Genomic DNA, 22,754 nt, shown 5'->3' on the forward strand with positions numbered 1-22,754 from the left:
GCCGTCATTCATCGGCGGCAGGACTATCCCCTGTAGAGTTCGAACAGCGACATTCCCAACGGCTCAAAAGTGTCTAGATAAGCCGGGGCGATTCACAGCACTCAGACTCACTGCAGGGGACAAGACTGCTCCGTCGTGAGGCTCCGCGGCTAGGCGCGGATTGGCAGCGGCTCCAGGCAGTATGGCTCCGCGGGAGAGTCCGGTTTCGGCCAAGGCAGTCTTTGCTCCCACGGGAACAGCTGTCCGCTTGCAGCCTGAAGCCGCCGCATGGTCAAATCGCTGCCCTTTTCGTCAAGCATTAAGGCGCGGAGCTGAGTAGAAAAATCCCGAGCTGATGGCGCACCGAACGGCCCGACGGGAAAAAATACGAGACTCAGTGAGAAACGCCCGGGAAAGTACAACACTGAAGGAATAAAAAGTACAAAGGTAGGCCTCCCGTGTTGTTCCAAGTCGTTGATTTCTCGAGTTCGGCAGTACAACACTCAGCGCACATCGACACAAATGACGGTTCAACGCTCAGGTTGTCAGTTCGCACCACCTAACGCGGCTGGTAGCCATATGAACTGCCCTCAATACCTCCCTTACGCCGGCGCGGTCCTCGACGGCAGACTCTACTCATTCGGTCCGCGGACGAACTCTTGGCAATGACGTAGTCAAAGCGGGGCAAGCCCCAATCTGCGGCAACAGCTCTCACCCTGGAATCCCAACTTGCTATCTCAACCGCCGCGAACTCCCGACGGCCGATACTTCGTTATTCGGGGGCGTCTGTGGCGCCTGTCTGATCCAACACTTGACGCCTCCACGAGGCAGTCGCTAGTCAATGAACTTATGCGTGCTCGGCGGGACGTAGGTCTGCAACTCCGCGCAGGCAGTTCCGACGGCGTTCGCGATGCTCGGGCTAGGGTTGATGAAGCTAAGCGTGCTCTGGGCGAGCGCGGGCCGGTGTGGTGGTCTGACGGCGCGCCGGATCTAAATCGGAAGCTGGTGGAAAACACGCCGTACTCCAGCTGGTATGAAGAGCTGTCGAGATCTTGACCGTGACGCCCTACGCCTACCTACTCTGCAAGCATGCAAATGGGTGGTGGCGACCCACCTGCATTGCAAAGAAAAGGCTAACTTTCGTGTAGCGCCAAGGGCACGCGCTTGTCGCCACTGCAAGCGGTCCTGAACTACTTCTGAGCTTACTGACCGATGCGGCCTTAAGCAAAGTCGCGCATCGCATCTGGCAAGTGCACCAAAAACACTATAGGTAGTGGTTGACTCGATTTAACTCACTACCTATAGTGTAGGCGCTGGGGATGCATCCAGCACCTCGGGTTGTCACCTTTTGGAGGTTGTATGGGCTTGAACACTAAGCAGACATCGTCTCAGGTCGCATCGCTCGCGGGCAAAACGTTGCAAAGCGCAGGAGCGAGCTCAGTCCAGCGTTCCCTCGCTGGTTCTGCTCTTCGCCAAGCAGCAGGCTCTGCACAGACCGGAGCAAAGATGGAGGCGAAGGCTTCCGGCGCCCTAGATAGCTCCCGTTCGTCTGCGACAACGAAGACACTCGCGGGAAGCTTAGTTTCGCAGGCAAACCGCAAACGCTAACGTCCGTTTGAAGGCTATCTGTGCCCAGTCCTGCCGTGCAGATCGGTTAAGGCATGTGGTCGGTTTAGCGCTTGGCTTTTCGAACTCTCACACGCGCGACAGGTGCCACTTCTTCATTCTTGCTGGACGGCAGTCGTGTCCGCAATTCGTTGAGAACCGCGAGCAATTCGTCTTTTCGCTCATCGGCTTTTAGCTGCAGACCATTGATCTGTTCGCAGGCGGATTGCAATTCTTGCGTAAGAGCTGCCTTTTCAACCTGGAGAGTGGTCACATGGGTATCAAGTACTCCCACCCGTTCCAACGCGTTGGCGAGCGATCGAGCAGCTTTCCTGGTCTCACTTTCCAGTTGCAGTGCTAACCGTTTTGACTCTTGGCGCGCGCGATCGACCTCAGCGTTAAGCCTGCGCTCCTGCGATTGGGCACGCTCTTCCAGCCGCATGCGCTCGGTTTGGTGTTCTGCTTCTGAGGCCTGCTGACGTTGGCGGTCTGAATCAGATGCTTGGCGCAACTGCGCAACCTCGGAGCTTGCACTGTCTCGCATCTGCTGGCAGGTCAGGAGTTGTTGTTGCAGTTCTTGGGCCTGGCGCTGAAGCTCGGCGATCTGCGCATCCCGCGCCTCCATTGCCACCGTATAGGCCTCGCCGCGGTCCGTGAGTCGCTGCTGCTCACGCTCCAACTCAGACTTGGCAAGGCGCAGCGCCTCCGCCTGCCCCCCCAGTTCGGCCCGAGCCTGAGTGAAGTGCGCGGCCGCCTGTTCGTCTGCATATTGCATCGCGCGCCCCCACATGGCTCTGGCGGCCCTGAGTACTGGAGCAGGCAAAGCAGACTCGGTCTCTACTCCCCGGTCTTCCATCTCTGCAGGCCCCCGTAATCGGCCTGCCAACGAACCGTACCAGCTGTCTAGCATCGGCCCTACTGTATTCGGCGAGCCACGGCCGAGCTGTTGGCGCACGCGTTCGATGGTGGGCCGCTCCCCCAGGCCCAGAACAGCGTCGGCTGCCGCCCATACCTCCTCCATCTGCACGCCACGCGGGCCGCGAACAATTTTTGACTGCATCGCCCTACTCCAGTAATATTTTACCCACGATAATTGATGGTTATCGTGATCTATCAACAACAGTTGTTGTAAACAATACATCATATGTAGTGTTCGTGCAAAATTGGTGCTCTCAACCTCGGTTTCAACCATGCGCCTGCCATCTCTGAGAAATGTTCCCTCGCTGGAGCCGTCTTCCCTGTCTCAGGTGACTGCGCAGGCCGTTGAAGAACTGATGCGTGAGGGGGAGTCTGCGAACACGTTGGCGAGCTATCGCTCCGCGCTGCGCTACTGGGCCGCCTGGTTTGGTGTTCGGTACGGGCAAGGCATCACGCTGCCACTGCCGGCCAATGCCGTCCTGCAGTTCATCGTGGATCACGCGCAGCGGACTACTGCCGATGGACTGGCTCACGAACTACCGCCTGCGATTGACCAAGCGCTGGTGGATGCAGGATTCAAAGGCAAGCCAGGCCCGATGGCGCTCAATACCTTGACCCACCGGATCGCTGTACTGTCCAAGGCCCATCAGCTCCGAGAGTTGAAAAACCCTTGCCAGGACCCCAAAGTCCGCGAGTTGCTGGCCAAGACACGCCGGGCACACGGCAAACGTGGCGCACTTCCGCAGAAGAAGGATGCGCTGACCAAGGACCCGTTAATGGCCATCCTCGACACCTGTGACGAATCACTCAAGGGCATCCGTGACCGCGCCCTCCTCCTCTTTGCCTGGGCTTCGGGCGGGCGCCGCCGGTCTGAAGTGACGGGGGCGACGATGAAGAATCTTCACCGCGTGGGGCCGAGCAGCTTCAGCTACACCCTCGCCTACTCAAAGAGCAACCAGACTGCGGCTGATCGTCCGGAGAATGTGAAACCGCTGGAGGGCATTGCGGGCGAAGCTCTGAAGGCCTGGTTGACTGCTTCGGGCATCGTGGACGGTGCAATATTTAGACAGGTCAGGAAAGGCGGGCACCTTGGCGCGCCGCTCTCCCCTGCTGCCGTAAGAGATATTGTTCGAGAGCGAGCAAAGCTTGCCGGACTTCCTGAGGTGTTTTCCGCGCACTCGCTGCGATCGGGGTTTGTGACCGAGGCTGCGATTCAAAAAGTGCCGCTGGCTGACACAATGGCTATGACAGGACATCGGAGCGTTGCGAGCGTTGTGGGGTACTACCGCCCGTCGAACGACAACCCGGCCGCTAAGCTGCTCTAGTGGACCGTTGCAAATAGTCGCTGACGGCAGCTTCGCAGCGGTTGCGGCCAGTGGCCATCGCTGGGCGTACTCACGCTATCTGGCACCAAGCAGTCGTTCGGCTCGACGACAGGTGCCTGCCCGAACGTCGCCTCTGCGAGGCATTGCAGTCGTAGTGCTCTCACATGACGGATTGCGCTGCGCCGGTGACCGCTTCTCCAATACCCGAACCGGTGATCCCAACCCTGAGCAGCCGGTCGATTCCTCGACTTGGCATGCTTCGAAGCGTTTACCGCAGATGCTTGATGCGCTCTTGGAGAGCCAAGGCCACCGGGATGTTCATAGCTGCAAGTGCGGCAGCGATCTCGACAAGCGCCTGCCGCGACTGAGCGTCCTGAGACAAGGCTGCCGCGTCAGACTTCAATGCAACTGCCACCAACTCGATCAATGCTTCGCTCGTACCGTCGCGATACCAAGGCCTGGAAAGATCGCAAGCCTTCAGCATCGCTGCGATCCAGCGAAGGCCGTCGAGCAGAAGTGGCGTTCCAAAAGTTGTCGTGAGGAAATGGCAGAACCGTGTCAAGCACTCTTCGTCACGAGCCAGGTGCGCCGATGCCCAACGTTCGTAGACTTCCTTCATCCGCAGTGCCGCGCCTGGGCTCAGGCTGGACAAGGCATTCTCGTTCCCGAAACCAAGCAGGTCGCAGATCAAGCGCAGGCCGCGGAACCAGAGACCAGGTTGCGACCAATCGGCAGCGAGGCCGTACTCTGCAGTGGCACGCCAGACTCGCTCAAATGCCATCGGGTCATCACCTTTTCCGAGGCGCAGGAAGAAGCCGTTGATGAAGTGCTGTAACGCGTAGTGCGCAGTTGGACCGTGGGAGAGAACGGGCTTCCAAACTGCGGCATCTTCTCCTGCGGGAGCCGCAATCGAAAGCGCGCCGAGCTTCTGAAGGACGTTGTAGCCGAGGTTCTGGCTCGGCAAGTCATATTCGCCATACTCCTTCTTCGCGCGGGCCTTGGCGCGCGTGACGTCGTAGTCCCAGATGCGCAGTACCAAGCGCGTGTCGAGATCGTGGTCACCCGTGCCCCCGCCTTCGATGAGCCAATGAAACAGGGCGTCGAGAAACTGAGTATCGAGCAAGCCGCCACGGTCGCGCTCCGGCTTCCTGCGCCAAGTCTGGTCGCTAGCGTCGTAGATCCGCGTGCGACGCCGAAAGTCCAAGCGCTCCTGGCTCTCGGCAACACGCTTGAAGTCGAGGTCGTCCGGCGTGGCATTCAGTCCACGGAGCGGATAGCGTCGCAGCCGCGCGAGCCACGCCGTCCAGGCGCACTCTGCATCGCCGCCATCGCCGTGATGTGGAGCGAGTAGAACGAGGCCTGACCAGAAGAGCCCAGCGCGGAGTAGGCGCCACCACGCGGTGCCAAGCTGTTCACGATTCGCGTGGGCGACACCGACGATAACGTCGACCGCTCGGGCGTTGCCGCTTGTCAAGAGGCTCAAGATGGCATGTTCCCATTCTTCAACGCCTGGTCCATTGGCGAGCCATAGATGCATGACGGCGTAGGCGCTGAACTTCAGTTCGTCGTTGAGGCTTCCCACGCGCCGCCCACGAATCTCTTCCCCTGTCGTCGGGACTGTAGCTACGTTGGCGCGCACGATTTCGAGCGTGTGTTTCTGCGCTTCAGCGCTCTGGGCGAGCCATGCGCTACCCAATGCGACGAGCGTGCCCGCTGCAGCGGAACGGCATCTCGATTTCGCATTCTCATCGCCGCTATCTGCTTCGGTTGCACACTCTTGGATCAGACTGAAGAGATACGTGGCCTCGTCCTCAGTCAGCGGTCGGCCTCCCCGAAGTCGCTGCTCGCACTGATCCGGCACGAGAAAGTACGAGAGGGCTGGTGCGCTGGCGGCTTGCCACGACAACACTTCGTCGCGCAGCCCATCGGGGCACACGAATCCATGGTCATTCGTGCTTGTCGCCCGATCGATGTCGGTCGGATAGTTAGCACGATCAAGCCTAGCGAAGTCCAGCTTGGACTCCAGCGCCGCCTTCGGATCTTCAGGCAGTGTCCAGGTCGGCAGCAGCGCCTGAAGGCGCCCTGCGAAGTCGTCGTCGGCCAACAGGAGTTCGACGACGACGTCCAAGAACTTCTGTTGGCGATGGGGTGCGAGGGTCCAATCACGCGCGAAGTCGAATATCGCCTGGCCGCCCCGGAGCCAGCTCCAGGTGACGAAGTTGTAACCAACCTGCTTCACGCGAGCGCTGTCCCAATTGAACAGCTTTGGAAACGTGGTCAGGGACGCGAGGGGCCCTTTTAGCAGCGACGGCCGATACTTGGCGACGTTGAGAAGCACACAGACAAACGCCGCAGAATTTCCCTCTCGAAGTATTCGATCAATATCAGCGGTTATGTCATCACTCGCGTCGAGCCGCAGCGTAAGCCAGCGCTCCAGTGCATCGAGCGCGCAGAACAGGTTGCCGTTGCCCGTGTGATTGGACTGTGGCCAGTCAAACACTTGCCACCCGCCAGGAAAGGTCCTCGCAGACCCATCCGCAAATTGCAGAGTCACCCCCGGAATCTCGCCGGTTCGACCCTTCATGACCTGGGCTACCCAGCGCTCCGTGCAGAAGTTCACCAGCGCAATGAGCGCGGTGAGAGCAGTTTCCGGGGCCAGTTGGAGGAAGGGGAAGAAGGGGCTCTTCCAGAAGGCCGTTGGATATGCATCCTGGGCGTAGTCGAGGCCGAGGTCCAACTCGGAGCGCCCGGAACCGTATTCTCGCTCCGGCTGGTCATCGATGATGAGTGCGAGCAGCACTTCGGCCGCCAGTTCAGGCCGCGCACGCATCAGTGATTGAATGCCGTTCTCCTTGATGCAAGCATTCCGGAAATCCATGTCGACCCGATCGCTGGCGCCCAGCGGCCAAGGCGGCAATCGATCGCGGAACGACCCGATAGAGGGCGGTACCTTCTTCCGTTGTTCATGGCGCGCCTTGTATTCGGCATTGGTCTTCAGGCGCTCAGCGTGCGCCTTCGCTTGCTGCAGCTGAACTTCGGCGACGCGCCGTTTAACGTTTGCGTCGATCTCCCGGCGTCCAGCGAGTTCCAGCGCCCAGTGCCTGACCTCTACGGGCAGATCGGCCGCTCCAGCCATTGGTGCGGTGTACAGCAGAGGCTCTCGCGTCAGGTACATCACGCCATGGCCCTTCTGGACCTGCACGGTCCTTGCCATGGCGAGTGCCATCTCGGCCAGTTCAAGGCGGAATGGCATAGGCCTATCTCCCACAGTGTGCGGCGTCTGGATCAGCCAAGTCTGGATGACCTTGGCGAGCGCGGATGACACCAGTCCAGCCAGCCGCTCTCGCTGAGCGATGAGGAAGCGTAGAACGGGTGGCCAACGGCCGAAGACAAGCGAGCGGTACTGCGCGTCCATGTACAAGCTGATCGCAGCGTCTGGCCCCGTTCCGCCACCCATCGGTACCGTCGCAATATGGTGGAAACGCTGAAGCAGCCGCGTAAAGTGCTTCGCGTCGTTTCCGAGCAGGAGATCAACGCGCTCGGTGAGGAAGCGTTCGGCGTTGGGGTCCAAGCAGAGCGCGTCAAGGAGAATGTGGCCCGCCAGTTCGTTCTTTGCGGCCTCGGCCGACGCGAAGGCGACGTCCCAGGCCGCGCCAGTCTCGACAAGCTGTCGAAGCAGGAATTGGCCAAGCATCCGAAGCGCGTTTGTCCAGAGCGGATTGCCAGCCAAGGCAGCCCACTGCGGAGTGTCAGTCCAAATCTGCTTCAGGAATTGAAAGCGGGCCCAATCCGCCGCCAAATCGTGATCAAACTCGACGCGGTTGGTGCGCTCGTTCAAGCGCAAAGGAAGCTCGTGAGGCCGCTGCGTGAACGTCGCCGTTTCCGCAGGGGCCAAATCGGTCAGCGCGAAGCTACGTTCGAACGACGCCTCTCGCTGAGCGAGGCGCATCATCAATGCCTGCACGTCTGCGAGATCCTTCGTCCAGTATTTCCACAGGCGGTCGGCGATTGCGGTGTGAGACGCCAGTCCACACGAGGTCGCAGCCAAGGCCGAACCCGCCTTGATGACCCATGCCAATGTCCGCAGGTTCGTCAGCGCCGCGATGGTGTCGTCATGCGCCGCCAACCAGCCCAAAACGGGTGAGGGCAGAAGCGCAAGCTTCACAGCATCTCTCTGTAGCGGTTCGACCTCGACGAGACGCGCATACCGCCCGCCAAGCATTGTGTCTTCGCCCCCGATCAAACTCTGGGTCTGCGTGACGATTACGACCCGCCACGCGTCTTCGGTCGTTGCGCCTTCATGCGGGATGATGGCTCGGAGCAGTTGGCGGATGACGACGAATTCGCCGACCTCGATGCGTTCCGCGGAATCTATGACCAGCACGTTTTGCTGCTTCACCGTGGCGTTCAGTACCAGCGAAAGTTCGTGCCCGAGTGGAAGGGCGCTGCGGCGGGCGGCACTGAGCGCTGTCTTCAGGTCCTCTGGCCCGAACCACACCTGGTTCCAGGACGGATACGTGCCGTCCAACACCGACTTGACCAGCGCCGATTTGCCTGAGCCCGACTCCCCGAAGACCACCGAGATCGGGTTATCGGCGATCGCTGCCTGGAGCGACGCAATCTCAGTAGCACGAGGCACGACATAGCCTGAAGGCAGGTTCGTCTCGATGCGCGCCTTGCGATCCACCGTAATGTTGGAGAGGGTCTCCCAGTCGCGCTCAAAGTCCGGATGATTGCGGAGGCCGAACTTGCCTCGGAGCATGGATAGCAGGTCCAGCAGGTTGATTGTCCCGCTGCGAAGCCGCACACCCTTCGCGACATTGACGAGGTGGTGCCAAAGACCTTGCGCTTCGTCGTCGCGGCCAGACACGAGCAAGCGACGGCACTGAGCGATGGCTTGGGTTTCATTCTCGGACTGCGCGAACTGCAAGTCGGTCGGCAGCACATGGAGGCGGCGAATAAGTTCGATGGTCTCCTCGTCTGATGCGCCGCCGGGCTTCTGGACGCTGTCAAAGACGCCCGACTGGCTTATGTTGGGGCGGATGCGGCTCATAGCGAGCGCGGAATCTGTGCCACTGCACGCGCTTTTCACTTCGCGCCACGCAGCATCGAATTTCGGATGCGTGCCGAGCGTGACCAGGGCCAACCCGTCGGCCGCGCGGTTGAATGGTCCCTGCGGGTCACGCCACTGTTCCCATGCCCGTGCCACGAAATCAGCCGGAAGGCCGGCCGCGGTTACTTGCAAATTTCCCTTTGCCGAGATCGCGAGCCGTCTCTGCGCTGTGGCGGCCAGGGCTGTCACCAACAGATCATCGATACGCCACCCCAAGGTCGAGACCTGGGCTTGGATCTGCGTGACCACGCCACCTATGCCGGGCGCCTGCTCACCTGATAGGGCCTTCACCAACTGCCAGGCGCTTATCAGGTCTTCGAACTCGAACCCGGCGCCGCTGGTCGATCTCAGTGTTGCCGGTGTGCGTTTTGCACTGCCGCTTGATGACGCTTTTGCCGTTGATCTTTTTTTAGACGGGGCCATTGAACTTCGAATGCTTGCAGATAAAAGGCGACTTCTTTGTCTGTGGACTGGGAGCAAAGGGCTACTGCGCAACCTGACAGCTGCACCTGCGGTATAGCCGATTACATCAGGCATTAGGGCTCGCTCAGGATCCACGACCTGGCAGGTCGCGATCCACTGGCTGTTGTTTGAGGCGCAGCAGTCGGCTGAGGCTGCGGACGGCGACTGACACCTTTGCGCGGATACCGCCATTCACGGTGGGCGGCCTAATGTCGCAGACCAGCCTGTAATTGCCATTCAGTTATACGTGTGTTGATTTCCAGTCAAACGTGACCTGCCGGAGGCAGTGGGTTACTTCTGGATGGAAATCAACAAGCTGGGGTTGGCGCGATCAGACCAATGCGATTTCTCAGAGGCGTCGATCAACCGTGATTGAGCCAGAACTTTGCGCTGTGATTATTCAATCCGCGTGAGTAGGAGTCGAGCTTCACATGAAAGATATCCGGGATTTTTGCTCCGCTACCGCCTTCCTTGAAATAGTCCCGGACGGAAAACAGCGCCTGGTCCTTGAGGTGCTCCCATTCGCTGTGAAGCCGCTCGCGGCGCTCTTCTGCAAGCTTCGCGGCGCTCGATTTGCGGGAGGGCGGCGGCCGGATGTAAGCGGTTCGCAAATCGACGTCGTAGAGAAAAGTGATGCTTCCGGAGACCCACGCCTCCGCTGGCGAAGGCCGCCATCGATAACTCACGCGTACGGACAAGTGCGTGCTGAGCGAATACGGTGGAGTAATCAGGTCGTCAATGTAGAAGCGCTCGCCCTCCTCCGCTTCAGTCGCCATCCGGTGCTGCATCTCCTGGACCGCATACAGCAGCGTGTTGCCGGCGCTGCGCGCGTCGTACAGGGTATCCGCACGCTTCTTGACAGATTTCGCCTTGCTATAGGTCTCAAGCGCCCTCTCGAAGGCATGCCGCTTTGTCGCAACGAACAGTCCGCACTCGTGCAGTGGCAACTCCCGCAGCGCGAAGTGCCGCTCGTCTCGCAGGCATTGCTCAATGAGCGCGCGCAACGCTTCGGTGTCGGTGCGACGTAGCGCGTCTTGCTCGTTTGGTGGAATGTTGATGACGCCCACGTCTTCCTCCCATTCTGTGTTGTCGGGGTTGCAGATGACGACCTTAGCGGCCATCGCCGCCCTGCGTCAACCCGCGCCGCCGGTCTCCGCGTCGGCTGGCGCAGCGGTCTCCTCTTCTTGTGCCGGCTTCCACTGTGGCCATTGGCGGTATTCGACCAGCTATGGCGTGCGCTCCAGTGCGCACAGCGGCTCGATGCCCATCCGGCGCATCCGTTCTACCAGTTCACCCAGCACCTCGTGCTTGCGCAGCGCTCAGGTGGAAGCGAAGCAGCGCCAGAACACCAAGCCGGCGCGCTCCAGGATGCGCTGGCGATGCATGCCGGCCTGCAAGCGGCCGGGACTGTGGAACTCGTCGCCGTCGCACTTGATCGTAAGGCGGACATCGTTGGCGCCTTCAACCACCGTGTCGATGCGGGAACCCACAAAATTGATGAGTGGAGGTGCCACGCCGCAGCAGGCGGAAGTTGCGGCGCCCTACTCGCGCGTGGCGCGAGGACGAGTGGTTCCGTTCAGAAATCGCCTGCAACTATGCCAATGACCGAGCAGCATCATTGACCGCGAGGCGTGCTGCTACGCCGGTAGGTCTCTCCTGGCGATGACATCCTTCGGCGCTCGCTCAACGTAAAGACGCACTGCAGATAGCTGCTGGCATCAGCCCATTTGGCTCCATCGGATTGGAGTTCAAACAGATTGCGGGTGACTTCAACCGCTTCTGGCCAACGCTCCTTTGCCAAGGCGGTCATGGCGTCTCGGGAGTCGTCGTGGTCATGCAGCCCCCCATCTTGAGCTCCGTAGGCGTGGAACTCGACAATCCGTGCCGGCAAGGCGAACGACGAGCCCTCGCACTGTTCCCCGGTCGACTGCAGCTCTCTCTCTGCATGGGCCGCCGCGAACGAGTCTTGCACCGTGTGAAGGACGGAGCCAAACGCGATTTCGCGAATCTGGGTGACTAGGCCACTAGCAGGATCCTGACGCCCCAGCAGATACAGGTCGACGACCTTCCATTCAGTGCAGCCGAAGTGCAGCTTTATGGTGGGGTTGTCGATGTCTTTGAGGAACGTTTGCGGCGTGATTTCTTTGGACGACACCTTCCATGCAAACTCCAGCCAATCCAGGATCTGAGCACGGGTGTCAACGGGATGAATGTCCGCGGCGTTGGCCATCCCGTGCAAGAACTGCAGATCACCAAAATGCGACCGCGTCATCAGGTTGCCTGGAATGCTGTTCGCGGTCTTGTTGCAACCCACAATGGCTTTGGACTGGGCTTTGCGCTCAGCGTCTTTGAAGAGGCAGTACCAGCACGCAGGTTGCGTCGAAAAGCGCACGGTCTGGTCAAGCCGGCAAACGTTCTTTTGCCCCATGTAGTCGCAGTTGCCTTGGTCCTTGTCGAGACGAAAGGGTGGCAAGTCGTTCCACCGAACTCCATAGATTACATAGGGTGACGCAAACCCCACGTCGCGGCCGCTGCAGTAGGTATCTGTGGCGAGATTGGCTCGCTCGACGTGGCACCACTTGCCGAGGTGGGTAATCTCTTCGTGCACAGGTGTCTTGATCAGAACCCCCAGACTCCCAGCGATACGTGCCAGCGTGGAGTTCGATTCGTTGGTTAGTCGCTCCTCGTGCTTGGACCCCAACGGACCGATCTGAAATGCTCCTGCCCAACTGCTGGCCAGAAATATGATTGCGAGCGCGAATCCGCGCCATACGTGTAAAAGCTTCATGCCTTTGCCTCCCCCTTACGTCCATTTTCTGCAAAGGGTGCAAGATGACAAGGAAAGAACTGCCAGTCCCATTTGACCTGCATCAAGCCCTGGGCCGGTTACCCTTCCAGGCTTCACCCAGCGAGGCGAATCCATCTTGGCCGATCCCACTCCCTCCGCACGCGAGTCATCCTCCGACGACAAGCTCCTGGCTCTAGTCGAGCGGTCCGAACAATTTGAAGAGGCCTTGCTGATTTGCTTTCCTTCGGTGGGACCTTTGCTCTCCATCGATTCCGAGCAGTACCGATTGGCTGCGAGCGCATGCCATCTTTGTATTGAGCATGCGAGCGTTGCGCGCGTCGCATTTACCATGGATGCCCCAAACTCTGCATCCGCTGTATTGAGGCTGCAGTACGAGGCGTTGCTGAGGGCCGCTTGGCTTGTTTATGTGGCGAATCCTGCGCAGATCAGCAAGCTAGGACAGGACCTGACGCAAAAGGCCGAGCTTGCAGCGAAGAACCTTCCGGGGGCGAGCGAGATGCTGGCCAAGGTCCTGGAAGCGGCACCACAGGGACTGACGGCACATCTGGCAGAGTTCAATAAATATTCGCGCCACGCCTTGAATTCCTACGTGCATAGTGGTATTCACCCCTTGCGACGCGTTCGCGAAGGGTTCCCGGAAGAGATGGCACTGCAGCTGATGCGCATTTCCAACGGGCTGATGCACATGGCATACCGGATGCTCGCCACATTGACCGGCTCACAGCGCAGGATGAACAGGGTAACTCGGTTGTATGAGCAGTTCACAGATTGCTGCCCCATGAAGCGCGCGACTTGAGGCGATAAGAAAGTTCCACAATCTTCCTTTGAACGGATGAACCTTACTGTCGGTTTATATAAATCCACGAACGTGTCACCGGTCGCCTAAAACTTTCCGCTCTATTGCCGCATAGGGTCAACCTCACTGGCGAATCTCCATCGAACTGTCAAGGACTGCCCGGCAGCGATTGCTGACCTCGCACTCCAACTCCTATAAACAACTTTTAGTCGCATTGCGACGGAGACAATCGGTCAACAAGCGCCGTCGCACGGCGCCAAACTAAGCGGTATTACGCGATGATCTTGCTGGTGAAGTTGTGCAACCAGCGGCAAAATGCACATGAGAGGAGTTCAGATGGCGAGCAAGAGTTTCGATCTCAACATAGAACAAATTCTGGAAAACTGGGAGGTTCGCCATGGCATTCGGGAAGTTATAGCCAACGCACTCGACGAACAGATATTGACGGGCACTGCGCCGGTTTTGATCGAAAAACGCGGCAGCGTCTGGTTCGTTAAGGATGGCGGTCGAGGCATTCGGTACACCCATCTCACCCAGAACGAAAACCAGGAAAAGCTCGATAGTCCCTTTGTGATCGGCCGATTTGGCATCGGACTTAAGGATGCGCTGGCCACCTTCGAGCGCCATGGCGTCAAAGCCCTGATCAGATCACGGTTCGGTACCATCTCGACGCACAAATCAGCCAAGCACGGGTTCGGCGACATCCTGACTTTGCACGCCATCATCGAAGATCCGCTGGATCCGACATTCGTCGGCACAGAATTCGAGATTAAGGGGGTAGAAGACAAAGAAATGGAGGCCGCCAAGGCCTTGTTTCTGAAGTTCTCCGATGAGGAGTTGCTGGCGACCACGCGCTTCGGCCAGATCATCAGCCGCAGCTCAGGCCCCGGCGCGATCTACATCAACGGTGTGAAGGTGGCAGAGGAGGCAAATTTTCTATTCTCCTACAACATCACCCTGCTAAGTGCTGCGATTAAGAAGGCCATCAACCGGGAACGCTCCCATGTGGGCCGCACTGCGTACTCAGACTCGGTGAAGAAAATCCTGCTGGCATCGACTAACGGGGAAGTTGCCCGCAAGCTGGCCGAAGACATCTCCCGCTTCCAATTGGGCGAGATGCACGACGAACTGGCGTGGATTGACGTGCAGGAACACGCTGTGCGCATCCTTAACGCTCAGGAAAAGGTGCTGATGGTGACCGCGTACGAGGCGATGAGTTTCCCCGACCTGATAGACCAAGCACGCCAAAGCGGCAACACAATTCTCACGATTCCCGAAAATCTTCGGGCCAAAATCGCCGACTCGGTCGATCTCGAAGGCAATCGCATGGTGGACCTTACGCAGTTCACCGAGACCTACAACGACAGCTTTAGCTTTGACTTCGTGGAGGTCGAAACGCTCGGCAGTCAGGAACGCAAGATCCTCGAAACCACCACGTTTGTCATCGAGGCATTCGGCGGCAGGCCTGCCAAGGTGGCCGCCATCAAGATCTCCAATACCATGCGGCCGGATTTGATGAGCAGCAGTCAGACCTTAGGCTGCTGGGACCCGTCCACCTCCTCCATCGTCATCTGGCGCCCCCAGCTGAATTCCTTCGAGGAGTTCTCCAGCGTACTGATTCATGAACTGGTGCACGCGAAGACTGGTTTTTCCGACGTCACACGCGATTTCGAGAATGCTCTAACCACCACCATCGGAGATCTATGTCTGGGCTGGTGGAATGCCACCGGGGAAAACGCCCCGAACCAGAAATCGGCGGATGCGAGTGCCCCGTTAGCAGCTAGTGCATTGCAAACGAAAGCGATCACCGAGTCGGCTGCCTACAAGCAGCTGATCGAGCTGCAGCGAGTTGAACTGAATATGGCCAACGAGATCATCGTCCAGTTGCGCTCTGACGCCCAGCCCGAGGAAGGAACGGCACGCATCACAGCGCTGCCGCCGACCCTCAACACTGCGGCCACCATTCCATTCAACACTCCTCCCCCCTCCCCGTCGGTTCAAGACATCAAAGCATCCCAAGCCTATAGCGAACTGCTGACAACGAAAGAGATGCAGGCGGTCCAACTCGACAAGGCGCTGCAAACCATCGTGCGCTTGCGTGAAGACCTTGAGATCGAACGCAAGAAAACCGCTCAAGCCCTCAATGATCGTCACGCCATCCAAACGGAGCAGGACAAATTCCGAGCCAAGCAAAGTGAGATCTCTGAAGAACATTCGTCCTCAGGGCCCCCGGTTAAGCCCTGGTACAAATTCTGGTGAAGCGGGGGCACCCATATGTTGAACGCCCGTCCCGGCTTCAGGACACGATACATCTTGGCGAACGGCGAAGACATGACCCGTGTAGTACTGCGGTGCCAACTCAAAACCATGCCCAGATACGGCGGAGTAGAGCAGGCGCCGCTCGGGCAGGACGGAATACATAGCGGTTTGGTTTGTGCATAGCCTTCTCGGTGTTGGTTTTAGCAATACTGTACAAAACATCAGTTTCATGCGCAAGAGTGCAACCCTACCTCCCGACCAGCTCGCCCTAGACATCAGAATTGCCGCGCCAGCGTCCTCAGCTTTCCCTGATGTCCCCAGCCCTCGCACCCACCGAACTACGGGGCTTCCTCCTCACCCGCAACTGGCGTGACCTCCCAGACGGCACCGAGATCGAATACTGGCTGGCCACCGACGAGGGGGCGAAAAAGGTGCTTCTGACCCGGCAAACCTCGGTCGCCTTTCTGCCTGTGTGCCACCGGGCTGCGGCACAGACCTTGCTGGCGAGCCTGCAGGGGCTGGAGGTGAGAGAGCTGGATCTGAAGACGTTCGATCAGGAACCCGTCCTCGGTGTCTACGCCCGCAGATTCCGCGATCTCGGCAAGCTGGCACGGGCACTTCAGCCTCTGGGGATCCCGCTGTACGAAGCGGATGTCCGCCCGCACGACCGCTACCTCATGGAGCGGTTCATCAAGGCAGGTGTTCTGGTCGACGGCGGCCAGCGCGAAGGCTTGACCATCCTTGACGGCCGGTTGAAGCCCGCGACCGGTTGGCGTCCAGCGTTGAAGGTAGTGTCGCTGGACATTGAGACGAGCGCGACCGAGGAGCTGTACTCGATCGCCTTGGATGGTGCGGGCGATCGGATCGTCTTCATGCTGGGCGAAGCACCAATGCCAGCCTCGGTGTCGGCGCCAGCTGTGTCGCCGATGGACTTCAGGCTTGTGTACTGCCCGACTCGGCGGGAGCTGATCGAGCAGCTCGATGCGTGGTTCGCGGACCATGACCCGGATGTCATCATCGGTTGGAGCGTGATCCAGTTCGACCTGCGGGTGCTGCAAAAGACCGCCGATGCGAGCTCCGTGCAACTGCTGCTCGGACGTGAACGCCGTCCCATCGCGTGGCGCGCGCACCCCGGCCGTCAGGGCTACCTGTTCGCGCCCATGCCCGGACGGGTGGTTGTCGATGGCATTGAAGCGCTGCGGGCCGGCATGTGGAGCTTCCCGTCGTTCAGTCTCGAAGCGGTCTCACAGACGCTGCTCGGCGAGGGCAAGGAGATCGGAGATGCCTACGACAAGATGGCCGAGATCGAGCGGCGCTACCAGGAAGACAAGCCAGCGCTAGCCAGCTACAACATCCGCGACTGCGCGCTCGTGCTGCGTATCTTCGACAAACTGGAGCTGCTGCCGTTCGTGCTGGAGCGAGCTCAGACGACGGGCTTGCAGATAGATCACTTTGGGGGTTCCATCGCCGCGTTCAGCCACCACTACCTGCCGCGCATGCACCGCCTGGGCTACGTGGCACCCAACGTGGGTGACATCGCGGCCAAGGCCTTCCCTGGCGGCTATGTGATGGACTCCACGCCGGGCTTCTACGACTCTGTTGTGGTCCTGGACTACAAAAGCCTGTACCCCTCCATCATCCGAACCTTCCTGGTGGACCCCGTGGGCCTGGCCGAGGGAGAGAGCACCGACATCCAGACCGGGCTGGTCCAAGGGCCGCAAGGCACGCTGTTCTCGCGCGAGAAGCACTGCCTGCCGGACATCGTGACCACACTCTCGAATGCCCGAGACGAGGCGAAGCGGGTGCGAAACCAGCCGCTGTCGCAGGCCCTGAAGCTGCTCATGAACTCCTTTGCAGCCGGCCTCGTGCAGGAGATCAACGCCTGGTGGTCCCGCAAGCTGCGCGAGGAACAGCAACTGGAGAACTTCCTGGAAATCGAGTTCGACACCCACTACGCCAAATTCTTTATGCCCACCATCCGAGGCTCGGATGTCGGCAGCAAGAAGCGCTACGCCGGGCTGAGCGTCGACGAAGCGGGGCAGGAGGAGATGGTCTATCGCGGCCTGGAAATGGCCCGCAGCGACTGGACACTGTTGGCACGCCAGTTCCAGGAGGGCTTGCTGTCACGCATCTTCCACGGTGAGCCCTATCAAGCGTTCGTGGCCGACTATGCGCGGTCGATGCTGAATGGCCAGATGGACATGCTGCTCGTCTACCGAAAACGCCTGCGTCACCGACTCGATGCCTACGAGGTCAATGTGCCGCCCCAGGTGCGCGCAGCGCGCATCGCTGACGCGCACAACGCAAAGCTTAACCGTCCCCAGCAGTACCAGCGTGGCGGCTGGATTCAGTACGTGATGACGCAAAGCGGTCCCGAGCCTCTGGAGGCCCGGCATTCGCGCATTGACTATGAGCACTACCTCGTCAAGCAACTGCAGCCCATTGCAGATGCGATTCTTCAGCCGTTGGGCGACAGCTTTGTCGCGTTGACGAGTGCGCAGAAGGTGCTTTTCTAGCGGCTGAGAGGGAGCAAATTGGTGCAGCGCCTACCGACGGAGCTGGTCCTGCTCAGCGAGGACCCACCGCCACACCAAAAACCAGACCGCCTCACTGTGGTGGTCGGATCTTAGATCGGGCCAAATTCAGGCTCCTTCGCGCAGCGATGCCCTGAGGATCTTGCCCACCGGCGACTTAGGCAATTGGTCGCGGAATACGATCTTCCGCGGCACCTTGTAGGCCGTGAGCCTACGCTTACAACCCGGCAGCCGGCACGATGGCCTGCTCGGATTATCTGGAGATCCAGCACGACATGGAGCAGACCATCAATGGCCTCGGTGCAGACTTGTCGCTGGGCCGACACGAGGTGGCGGTGGTGTTGATTTCCATCCAGAAGTGACCCACTAACCCCCAGGATTTCCATCTAAAACTGACCCACGTACTAACCCTAACCTGCTGCTTTGTTGAGCAGCAGGAGACCAGGAGTGATAGACGTGGCAACACTGAGTGTCATCAGGCGCTGGGCCCTGCGAGAGCAGATGTCCATCCGCGAGATCGCCCGCCGCACCGGCCTCTCGCGCAACACCATTCGCAAACACCTGCGCGCCGACGCCGACGAGCCGCGCTACTCCAAACGCATCAGCCCCAGCAAGCTCGATCCCTTCGCGCTCAAGCTGGCCGGCTGGCTCAAGACCGAAGCGGGCCGATCCCGCAAGCAGCGGCGAACCGTCAAGCAGATGCACGCCGATCTGCAGGCGCTTGGCTACACCGGCTCCTACAACCGGGTCGCCGCCTTTGCCCGGCTCTGGCACGAGCAGCGCCAGACAGCCCAGCAGACCACCGGCCGCGGCACGTTCGTTCCCCTGGCCTTCGGCTGCGGCGAGGCCTTCCAGTTCGACTGGAGCGAGGACTGGGCGGTGCTCGCGGGCGTGCGCACCAAGCTGCAGGTGGCCCACTTCAAGCTCAGCCATAGCCGGGCGTTCTACCTTCGAGCCTACCTGCTGCAGACGCACGAGATGCTGTTCGACGCCCACAACCATGCGTTCACGGTGTTCGGTGGGGTGCCCAGGCGAGGCATCTACGACAACATGCGCACCGCCGTCGACCGCGTGCGCCGAGGCAAGGAGCGCGACGTCAACGCGCGCTTTGCAGCCATGGTGAGCCACTTCCTGTTCGAGGCCGAGTTCTGCAACCCGGCCTCCGGGTGGGAGAAGGGCCAGGTGGAGAAGAACGTACGCGATGCCCGTCACAGGCTGTGGCAGGTCGTGCCGCCGTTCCCTGGCCTTGAGGAGCTCAACGCGTGGTTGCAGGAGCGCTGCGTGGCCCTGTGGCACGAGATCGAGCACGGCAAGCTACCTGGCACCGTCGCGGAGGTCTGGGCCGAGGAACGGGCAGCATTGATGCCAGTACCGCGTCCCTTCGACGGCTTCGTGGAGCACACCAAGCGAGTCTCTCCCACCTGCCTGATCCACTTCGAGCGCAACCGCTACAGCGTGCCGGCGCCATTCGCCAATCGGCCCGTGAGCCTGCGGGTCTACGCCGACCGCCTGGTGATCGCCGCCGAAGGCCAGATCGTCTGTGAACACCAGCGCCTGATCGAGCGCAACCACCATGGCGCAGGCCAGACGGTCTACGACTGGCACCACTACCTGGCGGTGCTGCAACGCAAGCCTGGAGCCTTGCGCAATGGTGCCCCCTTCCTAGAGCTGCCGCCGGCGTTCAAGCGCCTGCAGGCCACCTTGCTCAAGCAGCCCGGCGGCGACCGGGAGATGGTGGAGATCCTGGCCCTGGTACTGCACCACGACGAGCAGGCCGTGCTCTCGGCGGTGGAGCTGGCCTTGGAGGCCGGCGCTCCCAGCAAGACCCACATCCTGAACGTCCTGCACCGGCTGATCGATGGCAAGCCCGCCCCAGCGCCGGTGACGTCTCCACAAGCTCTGCGGCTCACCGTGGAACCCCAAGCCAATGTTCTTCGCTATGACCAACTGAGGGAGGTGCGCCATGCGTCATGACCCCGCCATTGCTTCCATCGTCATCATGCTGCGCGAACTCAAGATGCACGGCATGGCCCATGCCGTCAACGAGCTGGCCGAGCAAGGCGCCCCCGCCTTCGAGGCAGCCCAGCCCATCCTGGCCCAACTCCTCAAGGCCGAGACCGCCGAACGGGAGGTGCGCTCAGTGGCATATCAACTCAAGGTGGCCAAGTTCCCAGCCTACCGGGATCTCACAGGCTTCGACTTCAGCCACAGCGAAGTGAACGAGGCCCTGGTGCGCCAGCTGCACCGGTGCGAGTTCCTGGAAGAAGCCAACAACGTCGTGCTGGTGGGAGGGCCAGGCACGGGCAAGACCCACATCGCCACAGCACTGGGTGTACAGGCCATCGAACACCACCACCGAAGGGTCAGGTTCTTCTCGACGGTGGAACTGGTGAATGCACTGGAAGAGGAGAAGGCCCAGGGCAAGCCCGGGCAGATCGCACACCGACTGACCTACGCTGACCTGGTGATCCTGGATGAACTGGGCTATCTGCCGTTCAGCACTTCAGGAGGAGCATTGCTGTTCCACCTGCTGTCCAAGCTGTACGAGCGCACCAGCGTTGTGATCACCACCAACCTGAGCTTCAGCGAGTGGGCCAACGTGTTCGGAGATGCCAAGATGACCACGGCACTGCTGGACCGGCTCACGCATCACTGCCATATTCTGGAAACGGGCAACGACAGCTACCGGTTCAAGAACAGTTCGGCACAACAACCACAGCCGCCAACCCCCACCAAGAAGGAGAAGAGCACCAAGAACTTATCCACAACGTGAGCATGAAGTTCATGCGACAGGGTGGGTCAGAATTCGATGGAAATGGTGGGTCAGGTTTGCATGGAAATTAACAGCCCATTGCCAGCCTTGCGATAGTGCGGCTCAATGACTGAACATAGTTCCTGCCAGGGCACGATGGTCTGCATCGTCGCTAGGATGGTGTCGCGTCGGGTGTGCTTGCGGTTCTGCTCGAATGCGTAGGCCTGATCGGCTGCCATTGATAGGCTCTGCTGCTTCATGTTCGTGCACAGGATTTTGGGATCCTGGCGCCATGCAAGTCGCAGACCAGCTTGAACTTGTTCAGCGTTGCCCTAATCCGCAGACGTACACCGTATGTCCGCAACCAGCCTGAAGCAGGCAACTGGCATCACGGGCAGTACGACACGACACCTCCACCGCGGACTGTGTCGATGCATCTGAGAGTGACAGCTTGGCTGGCTACTAGAGTGACGAGAGCACCTCCCCTCCTCCACTCACCGGTCCTTTGCCCCCAACAACCCCCACCAAAAATCGTCCCCATACTTCGTCGCCCCGTACACACACGCCAGCACAACCACCACGAACACAGCAGTAAATTCCCAAGGCTCCCGCAGCCGGCCTTTCCAGCAGACAAGCAACCCGACGACCACGCCTGCGAGCGCACCGCAAACGGCTCGTACAACCAACTCCAAAGTGTCTGAGCCGCGCTCGTTGGGATCTTCGTTGTGCATGTGCAAAGCCAAATCGAATCGCCTGATTTGAATTCCGTTAAGTACGTCTTCCTGTAACCCCTTGAAGTTTGTCCAACCTCTGAGAGTCATTTCAAAGCCGGGCCGATTCACTGAGGAAAACATTCACGAGCACTCTACGATCTCGCTCAGTACCGACAGGCCTATTTCCTTGCGGATGCAGCTGCCATTTCGGCCAGGAACGGGCCCTCAAGATTCTTGGGGCGCTCTATTAGAAAATCATCTCGATTCTTCCCCGCGATCCACCCGGGAGCCCTTCCCCGCCCTGTCCAAGTCGCGCCACTTTTCTCGTCCCGATATTTTTGGGCTACTTTTCTCACGACGGGCTTCCAAGGAAATACTTGTTGAACAGTGAATTCATAGTCAGCCACCAACTCGTGTACCTTCCGGAGTGCTTCCTCGGCTGCCTCTTTTCGGGCCTCTGAAATGGCGGCATCCAGCTTGGCCCGTTGTGCCAAAAGGTCTTTCAGTGTTGTTGTCATTGCTTTGAGTTCTTCCGCGAAATTCCGTCTGAGGCTCAATTATCCAATTTCCACCATTTTCCAATGTGTTTAATGGGAATACACGGATGACACTGTGAAAAAGGTGTCAGCCTATAGCATAGCTCATCGGCCCTCAGCCATCACGCCCCATTGGGTTGGACGGGCACCGACTATTTTGTTCATGCGTACAAGATGCAACCGGCACCATCATTCACCATTGCTGAGCAACTGAATGCCAGCGGCATGACTTACAGTGTCGACAAAACTTACATCCACTCCTCCGCATTGATCAATGATAACTAGTGAGCGCAGCGCCAACTGCCGCACTTCAAGCGACGTCGCTGGACAGTGCAACGATGGCCGTTTTTTCAGTCGGCCCGCTGCCTCGGTCTTTCTGATACTGGTGGGTCTGTTCATCGGCGGGGCCAACTCGCGATCCGACACTATTCAGGAGGTTCCCTCGGCATCGCCGGTATCGGCGCGCGTGGGTATCGTCGACGCTCGCAGGCCTGATGCTCCGCGCTTGGTCCTGGGGCAGGTGCAGCCTGAAGGCGAGGCACTCCACTACCTTCGCCTGTCTCCACCCGTGGGTAACAAACCAGAGTGCTGCGTGCAGGTGGGGATTGCTGCACAGGATGCGTCCATCCTGCGATACCGCGGCGAAGACGCATTGCCTGCGGATGAGCACGACGCGAAATTCCGGAAGTTGCCCAACGACGCCTTTGTGGGCGTGCTGCTATCGAAGAACTCCGTCGTTTCACGCACAAGTGCCCACCAAGTCGTGCTGCAATGGTCGGACCGCCAGGCACGTGTCCGCGTGGACCACTGCCTGTCCAGCGAGGGCATGCACGTGAAGATCGCTGAGAGCGATACAAAGGGGCAATGATGCCGAAGGCGCATTACTTTCTTCCGCTTGGAGCGAACGTAACGCCGGACTGCCCTTCTTGACTCATCCGCGCCCCAACACGAAG

The 22,754-nt window shown here is 59.7% G+C and carries 16 protein-coding genes; 8 read left to right on the forward strand and 8 right to left on the reverse strand.

Features of this window, described 5'->3' with window-relative positions; genetic code table 11:
• Positions 1-1,651 precede the first annotated feature (1,651 nt).
• The gene (locus tag ACIGHN_RS27340; protein WP_396507407.1) at positions 1,652-2,776 is read right to left on the reverse strand and encodes a DNA-binding protein; all 1,125 of its coding nucleotides are present in this window, start codon (positions 2,774-2,776) and stop codon (positions 1,652-1,654) included.
• Here ACIGHN_RS27340 and ACIGHN_RS27345 point away from each other — a divergent pair.
• Entirely contained in the window at positions 2,775-3,827 is a 1,053-nt protein-coding gene (locus tag ACIGHN_RS27345) for a site-specific integrase (protein ID WP_396507409.1), read from the forward strand. The genes ACIGHN_RS27340 and ACIGHN_RS27345 overlap by 2 nt on opposite strands.
• A gap of 268 nt (positions 3,828-4,095) precedes the next feature.
• On the opposite strand, the gene ACIGHN_RS27350 is transcribed toward ACIGHN_RS27345, so the two are convergent.
• From ACIGHN_RS27350 to ACIGHN_RS27365, 4 genes are all read right to left on the reverse strand, one after another.
• On the reverse strand, positions 4,096-9,363 hold the full coding sequence (locus ACIGHN_RS27350; protein WP_396507411.1) for a hypothetical protein: 5,268 nt from the start codon (positions 9,361-9,363) through the stop codon (positions 4,096-4,098).
• 401 nt (positions 9,364-9,764) lie between these two features.
• Complete coding sequence (locus ACIGHN_RS27355; protein WP_396507413.1) at positions 9,765-10,523, reverse strand: hypothetical protein; 759 nt, start codon at positions 10,521-10,523, stop codon at positions 9,765-9,767.
• 198 nt (positions 10,524-10,721) lie between these two features.
• Positions 10,722-10,892: a hypothetical protein gene (locus tag ACIGHN_RS27360; RefSeq protein WP_396507415.1), complete on the reverse strand. Its 171-nt coding sequence runs from the start codon at positions 10,890-10,892 to the stop codon at positions 10,722-10,724.
• 125 nt (positions 10,893-11,017) lie between these two features.
• Positions 11,018-12,190: a hypothetical protein gene (locus ACIGHN_RS27365; protein WP_396507417.1), complete on the reverse strand. Its 1,173-nt coding sequence runs from the start codon at positions 12,188-12,190 to the stop codon at positions 11,018-11,020.
• A gap of 136 nt (positions 12,191-12,326) precedes the next feature.
• Between ACIGHN_RS27365 and ACIGHN_RS27370 the strand changes: the two genes are divergently transcribed.
• The 6 genes from ACIGHN_RS27370 (at position 12,327) to istB (ending at position 20,573) form a co-directional block, all read left to right on the forward strand.
• Positions 12,327-13,007: a DUF6988 family protein gene (locus ACIGHN_RS27370; RefSeq protein WP_396507419.1), complete on the forward strand. Its 681-nt coding sequence runs from the start codon at positions 12,327-12,329 to the stop codon at positions 13,005-13,007.
• Positions 13,008-13,343: 336 nt separating this feature from the next.
• A complete protein-coding gene (locus ACIGHN_RS27375) occupies positions 13,344-15,266 on the forward strand; it encodes a hypothetical protein (protein WP_396507421.1) in 1,923 nt (640 codons plus the stop codon).
• Positions 15,267-15,577: 311 nt separating this feature from the next.
• Complete coding sequence (locus tag ACIGHN_RS27380; protein ID WP_396507423.1) at positions 15,578-17,782, forward strand: DNA polymerase II; 2,205 nt, start codon at positions 15,578-15,580, stop codon at positions 17,780-17,782.
• A gap of 257 nt (positions 17,783-18,039) precedes the next feature.
• Complete coding sequence (locus ACIGHN_RS27385) at positions 18,040-18,162, forward strand: hypothetical protein (protein ID WP_396507425.1); 123 nt, start codon at positions 18,040-18,042, stop codon at positions 18,160-18,162.
• An 85-nt stretch (positions 18,163-18,247) separates the two neighbouring features.
• Entirely contained in the window at positions 18,248-19,774 is a 1,527-nt protein-coding gene (gene istA / locus ACIGHN_RS27390; RefSeq protein WP_396507427.1) for an IS21 family transposase, read from the forward strand.
• On the forward strand, positions 19,764-20,573 hold the full coding sequence (gene istB, locus ACIGHN_RS27395; protein ID WP_396507429.1) for an IS21-like element helper ATPase IstB: 810 nt from the start codon (positions 19,764-19,766) through the stop codon (positions 20,571-20,573). Before istA ends, istB begins: the two co-directional genes overlap by 11 nt.
• Positions 20,574-20,623: 50 nt before the next feature.
• Here istB and ACIGHN_RS27400 read toward each other — a convergent pair whose 3' ends face one another.
• From ACIGHN_RS27400 to ACIGHN_RS27410, 3 genes are all read right to left on the reverse strand, one after another.
• On the reverse strand, positions 20,624-20,812 hold the full coding sequence (locus ACIGHN_RS27400; protein WP_396507431.1) for a hypothetical protein: 189 nt from the start codon (positions 20,810-20,812) through the stop codon (positions 20,624-20,626).
• A gap of 234 nt (positions 20,813-21,046) precedes the next feature.
• Complete coding sequence (locus tag ACIGHN_RS27405) at positions 21,047-21,406, reverse strand: hypothetical protein (RefSeq protein WP_396507432.1); 360 nt, start codon at positions 21,404-21,406, stop codon at positions 21,047-21,049.
• A 38-nt stretch (positions 21,407-21,444) separates the two neighbouring features.
• A complete protein-coding gene (locus ACIGHN_RS27410) occupies positions 21,445-21,822 on the reverse strand; it encodes an H-NS family nucleoid-associated regulatory protein (RefSeq protein ID WP_396507434.1) in 378 nt (125 codons plus the stop codon).
• A gap of 364 nt (positions 21,823-22,186) precedes the next feature.
• Here ACIGHN_RS27410 and ACIGHN_RS27415 point away from each other — a divergent pair, with 364 nt between their 5' ends.
• A complete protein-coding gene (locus ACIGHN_RS27415; protein WP_396507435.1) occupies positions 22,187-22,669 on the forward strand; it encodes a hypothetical protein in 483 nt (160 codons plus the stop codon).
• The last annotated feature ends 85 nt before the right edge of the window (positions 22,670-22,754 follow it).

The sequence above is a fragment of the Acidovorax sp. NPDC077693 genome, assembly GCF_044542805.1.
GTDB lineage: Bacteria > Pseudomonadota > Gammaproteobacteria > Burkholderiales > Burkholderiaceae_C > Acidovorax.

Coding starts and splice junctions, on each gene's coding strand:
- istB (WP_396507429.1), top strand. CDS start 19,764: ATGCGTCATGACCCCGCCATTGCTTCCATCGTCATCATGCTGCGCGAA.
- ACIGHN_RS27385 (WP_396507425.1), top strand. CDS start 18,040: ATGGCCTGCTCGGATTATCTGGAGATCCAGCACGACATGGAGCAGACC.
- ACIGHN_RS27380 (WP_396507423.1), top strand. CDS start 15,578: ATGTCCCCAGCCCTCGCACCCACCGAACTACGGGGCTTCCTCCTCACC.
- ACIGHN_RS27375 (WP_396507421.1), top strand. CDS start 13,344: ATGGCGAGCAAGAGTTTCGATCTCAACATAGAACAAATTCTGGAAAAC.
- ACIGHN_RS27340 (WP_396507407.1), bottom strand. CDS start 2,776: ATGGTTGAAACCGAGGTTGAGAGCACCAATTTTGCACGAACACTACAT.
- ACIGHN_RS27345 (WP_396507409.1), top strand. CDS start 2,775: ATGCGCCTGCCATCTCTGAGAAATGTTCCCTCGCTGGAGCCGTCTTCC.
- ACIGHN_RS27405 (WP_396507432.1), bottom strand. CDS start 21,406: ATGTTTTCCTCAGTGAATCGGCCCGGCTTTGAAATGACTCTCAGAGGT.
- ACIGHN_RS27350 (WP_396507411.1), bottom strand. CDS start 9,363: ATGGCCCCGTCTAAAAAAAGATCAACGGCAAAAGCGTCATCAAGCGGC.
- ACIGHN_RS27365 (WP_396507417.1), bottom strand. CDS start 12,190: ATGAAGCTTTTACACGTATGGCGCGGATTCGCGCTCGCAATCATATTT.
- ACIGHN_RS27400 (WP_396507431.1), bottom strand. CDS start 20,812: ATGAAGCAGCAGAGCCTATCAATGGCAGCCGATCAGGCCTACGCATTC.
- ACIGHN_RS27355 (WP_396507413.1), bottom strand. CDS start 10,523: ATGGCCGCTAAGGTCGTCATCTGCAACCCCGACAACACAGAATGGGAG.